The organism is Candidatus Schekmanbacteria bacterium (assembly GCA_003695725.1).
Classification (GTDB): Bacteria; Schekmanbacteria; GWA2-38-11; order GWA2-38-11; family J061; genus J061.
Window position 1 is genome coordinate 1 of sequence record RFHX01000194.1, and the last position, 4,008, is coordinate 4,008.

Sequence of the window (4,008 nt, forward strand, 5' to 3'; positions counted from 1 at the left end):
AAATACCAGCAGAAACAAATAACAAAGCCCTTCCTGCCCAACGAAGTCCAATAGGCAACCGATTAATGAAGCGATTTGTTCGAGTTGCTGATTCTATAATCTGAGCATCCGTTTTTCCGGCTGCTCTTAAGGACTCATAAGTTGGCCTCCCAACATTTCCTCGCACTTTGTCGAAAACCTCGGCCGCTTTTCGCATTAGATCACTGCCAATACGGCGAACTTTGAGTGCTAATTCATGTCGCATTTGGGAAAGCCTTATAGCAATTTCATGCTCAGACAAGCCGAGTGCCCGCAATCGTCTTCCCTCGGCTGCAATTCGTGCTACACCTTGATTGTAAATGTTTCGTAACATCTCTGTTTCTGGAGCCATCATTGTTTGAAGAACTCTTCCAGTCGCAATGAGACCAGCTTGGGCGATTTCTTCCTCCGAATAAGATTCTTCAACCTCTCTTCGCATAGATACCTCAGCTTCTAACACTCTAAGGTTTGTTCGAAGAAAATCGTAACGTTCGTCATTAGGGTCCATTTCTATGAGTTGAGTCCGTAAGATGTTGATTTGCTCTTGAAGGTCTGCGTCATTCAATATTTGAGCATACTCTGGAGTAATACTCATTTGAGTTATACCATTATTAGAGGGATTCCGATGAATTAGCAATTGCCCAACTGATTGCTGCACCACATGCGTCAGTTCATGTGCAAGGAGTCTTCTGCCTGATGGGGTGGAAGCCTGAGCATTGAGCTGTCTTGAGAGTCTTGCTGATGTACTGTCTATATGCACCCTTACCTGGCTGAAATCCAATCCAAAGAGTGGCTCAAAGAAAGCACGGGTGGACTCAGGTAAAGGTTGACCACCTCCTTTTAATGTATTTATGCGGGATTCGATATCTGGAGTGGCTTCCATGATCTGGCCAGATTGCCTTTTAGTCTGCAAGACTTCTTCCTCCTTTTTCTCTTCTTCTTCTTCAACCTGCCTATGAATCATTGAAATCTCGGAAGTATTCAATTTAGGTTGGATCTCTCCTTCTACAGTAGTCTGTCGCTGAACAAGTGGAGTTATCTGAAGAGCATGAGTTTTCCTCTGAACCACCTCCTCATCTTTCATCCTCATAACCTGCTCTGCAACCCTATCTGCTTCCTGCTCATAGATATCATTAGGCTGGCTGATTTTGAGTTTTGTTTGAATTATTCTTGAATTAAATAACCTTTGAACAGCCTGATTACCAATGCTTCTTTGGAGGAACATAATATTGTCTATGGGTGAAGTAGCAGATTTTGAAAGATTATTTTTCTTTGTATGAGAAGTTAAATGCTCTCTCTTTACTCTTATGTTTGTTCTCTCGCCCATTTGAAGCTCCTCTTTACTTATTCTTTAAATTATAAACTTTGTCATTGCTATCATTGATCTGTTCTATTAATTCAGGATTAATAACATGTCTGTCATAATCCAGCCAGACCTTCCATTTTCCATTATCCTTACAATCAAAGCCACGACATGGAACAGGACGGTGTTGATGCACGGTGCAGAGGTAGGTTTTCCTGTCTAAATGAACACAGTAACCATCAGCATCATGAGCGATAAGATAGGGCCTGCCAAAATCCCACTTTATGATTCCTTCATAAACATCCTGCCTGGATAGGGCAAATGGTATCTTACAGCATATTGCTTTACATATATGCAGGCGACTCTTACAATCTACCTTTGCCTCGTGTTCAAAGTTATACTTGTCATATTCAGGATCTTGATATATAAGGCCTATACCACTGTCTACAAACTTCTTTAATAACCGTTCTGCTACTTGCTTTTTCCTCTCATCCAGTTCTTCAATTGATAGCAGTCCTTTCTCATTAAGCAATTCTATGAGTGCATAGAGGAATGAAGTGGACTCAAGGACTTTCTTTGTGTTGTCATTTATGCGGATATGGGTGTAAAGAAGGCCTGATGAGAGCTCTTTTTGGATATTGTTATATGGATTTGTTCTTTTATCAATCACTATTGGCATATTCACCTTCTTCTAAAGACATACCACAAAATCATGAACTGTTTGTGATGGACCGGGATTTGCCACGATGCTTCCACCTTCAACAGATTTTACATGCCTAACCCAAAAGATCACTTTACCACCAGGATTTATAGAGAAATGAGCGCTGCTGACAAGATAAGAAGGTACAATGTTAATGGTTTGGGTAATATTACTATCATTGAAAATGTCAACTGCTGCTCCTCCCCTAAAGTAAGTGACTCCACTTATAATACCTGATCGAGTTAATCTAAATATGACGTGTCCTGCTGCTTGGCTACAATTTGTCTGAGATGATACTTTTCTATATAATTTCTGAACTGCCTGATTGCCAAGAGTCTGGTGTATCGTGTGTAAGGGATTAGAATATAAACCAGTAGAGCCATGCAGTCTTTTATTTGATCTACAGGTAACTTTATTTGAGTCTTTTTTGCTTATTCTTGCTTTGACTTCTCTCATAACTTACTCCTTCTTAAGTTCACTGTCACAATCCAAACTTACCTGTATCAACCCATTCGTTCTTTATTAGTGACCACCAGTCTCTTGCTAATCCGCTCAGTACATATTGATAGGGAAGCCAGCCATATCCACTGTTTCCCCAGTTAGTCCCCCAGGAGTTTCTTATTAAATATGCACCCTTTGTTTTTTCATTGCAATTTTTATTTTTGATCTCCAGATTATCATCATAACCCACTGCAACCACTGCATGGCCCCCTAAAATCCTCTCACCATGACAGGGATACGGGATCAAGCCATCATTGTTTGCCTGGTATATGGAACTATAAACAGTAAAACCGAACATTGCAGGAATTCCAAAAGCAAGGAAGAGTTTTATCCTGTTCATCAATGTACAGGCATCTGTTCCTGGTGGGTCATGGCGAAAGTATCTTATAGCCTGATATTGTTGAGCAAAGGCATAGCAAAAGGCAGGGGGTTCCTTATCAAAATCAGCAATATTGTAAGGCCAGTATTCTTCTGGTGGGACTCCAAAGAGGACAAGTGCCCCCATAGTTGTCCTCAAAAAAGCACCTGTATCACCCGTCCACTTGAGGAGATTTCTTGTAGTTTTGTATAAAAACAATCTTGAAGCATCAATATATTTTCCAAATGCCCTTCTCTCAAAATACTCCACTATACCCACACCAGCATGGGCTGTACATGAACCAAGACTTTCCTGATCCTCTACAGGTGAACACCACTGTCGGAGATCAACACTTGAGGGAAGTTTGAGTGTTTTGGCTTCTTTAGAAGGAACTTTTATTTTTTCAATCATCTCCTTAACCTGTGGAACATCTTCAGTGTAATCTCTGAAGTCAGGGTAATCAGGGAGCCAACCAAGCCCTATTTTCTTGTTTTCAAACATTTGAATCCTCCTGCAATAAATTTAATTATTCTGATACTACTCTATATTTTCTATTTACACCGCTTCCTGTGACCTTAAGATGCCCTGCCTCAATTAGTGCTTCCAGTTCTCTATCAATTTCATCTGTTTTAAAGCCTGTTTCCTTTGAAAGACTACTTAGAGTTATATCTGGATTAAGTGCTATTTTAGTAAGTAAAAAATGTGAATCTATCTTCGGCCTATCGACCTCTACTGGCTCTAATTCCCTGGTAGTTTCTATTGCCCACCAGCGCACCCTCAGTAACTTAAGTTTATATGTTGTCTTTAGTAAAACTGTAAATCGACTCTTTCCATAAACTATATAAAAATGTGACCGCAATTCAATTCTTGGCAAATCTCCCTGTCTTATAACAATTTTCTCTAGACCAAGTATAACCTCAACTCCCAACATTATTGAATATAGTCTCCCAGGAGGGAGTTCTATAAAGTTTGAGGAGTATACTGTATTATCCTTTATATTCCTGAAAATTACAACACCTGTATAACAGGCAATTCCGCCTTTTGATTTTGATGAGATGGTAATTTTATTTTTATTTGTTTCGGTTTTAATCTCTATATTCTCACCCGCCTCCAAGGTTATTGCTCCAT

Annotated in this window: 5 protein-coding genes; all 5 read right to left on the reverse strand. The window is 39.8% G+C overall.

Annotated elements, in window-relative coordinates; all coding sequences use genetic code 11:
* Positions 1–1,243, reverse strand: a 1,243-nt coding sequence (locus D6734_07695) for a DUF4157 domain-containing protein (protein ID RMF94471.1), incomplete at its 3' end; no start/stop codon positions are given.
* 115 nt (positions 1,244–1,358) lie between these two features.
* Complete coding sequence (locus D6734_07700; protein ID RMF94467.1) at positions 1,359–2,000, reverse strand: YkgJ family cysteine cluster protein; 642 nt, start codon at positions 1,998–2,000, stop codon at positions 1,359–1,361.
* Between the two features lie 12 nt (positions 2,001–2,012).
* Positions 2,013–2,477, reverse strand: a complete 465-nt coding sequence (locus tag D6734_07705; GenBank protein RMF94468.1) for a hypothetical protein — start codon at positions 2,475–2,477, stop codon at positions 2,013–2,015.
* 25 nt (positions 2,478–2,502) lie between these two features.
* Entirely contained in the window at positions 2,503–3,381 is an 879-nt protein-coding gene (locus tag D6734_07710; GenBank protein ID RMF94469.1) for a cysteine protease, read from the reverse strand.
* 25 nt (positions 3,382–3,406) lie between these two features.
* Positions 3,407–3,994 (reverse strand): hypothetical protein, encoded by a 588-nt coding sequence (locus tag D6734_07715; protein ID RMF94470.1) that lies wholly within the window; start codon positions 3,992–3,994, stop codon positions 3,407–3,409.
* Positions 3,995–4,008: the final 14 nt, after the last annotated feature.

Excerpts from the sequence above, each read along its gene's own strand:
- D6734_07700 (RMF94467.1), bottom strand. The coding sequence starts at position 2,000 with ATGCCAATAGTGATTGATAAAAGAACAAATCCATATAACAATATCCAA.
- D6734_07705 (RMF94468.1), bottom strand. The coding sequence starts at position 2,477 with ATGAGAGAAGTCAAAGCAAGAATAAGCAAAAAAGACTCAAATAAAGTT.
- D6734_07710 (RMF94469.1), bottom strand. The coding sequence starts at position 3,381 with ATGTTTGAAAACAAGAAAATAGGGCTTGGTTGGCTCCCTGATTACCCT.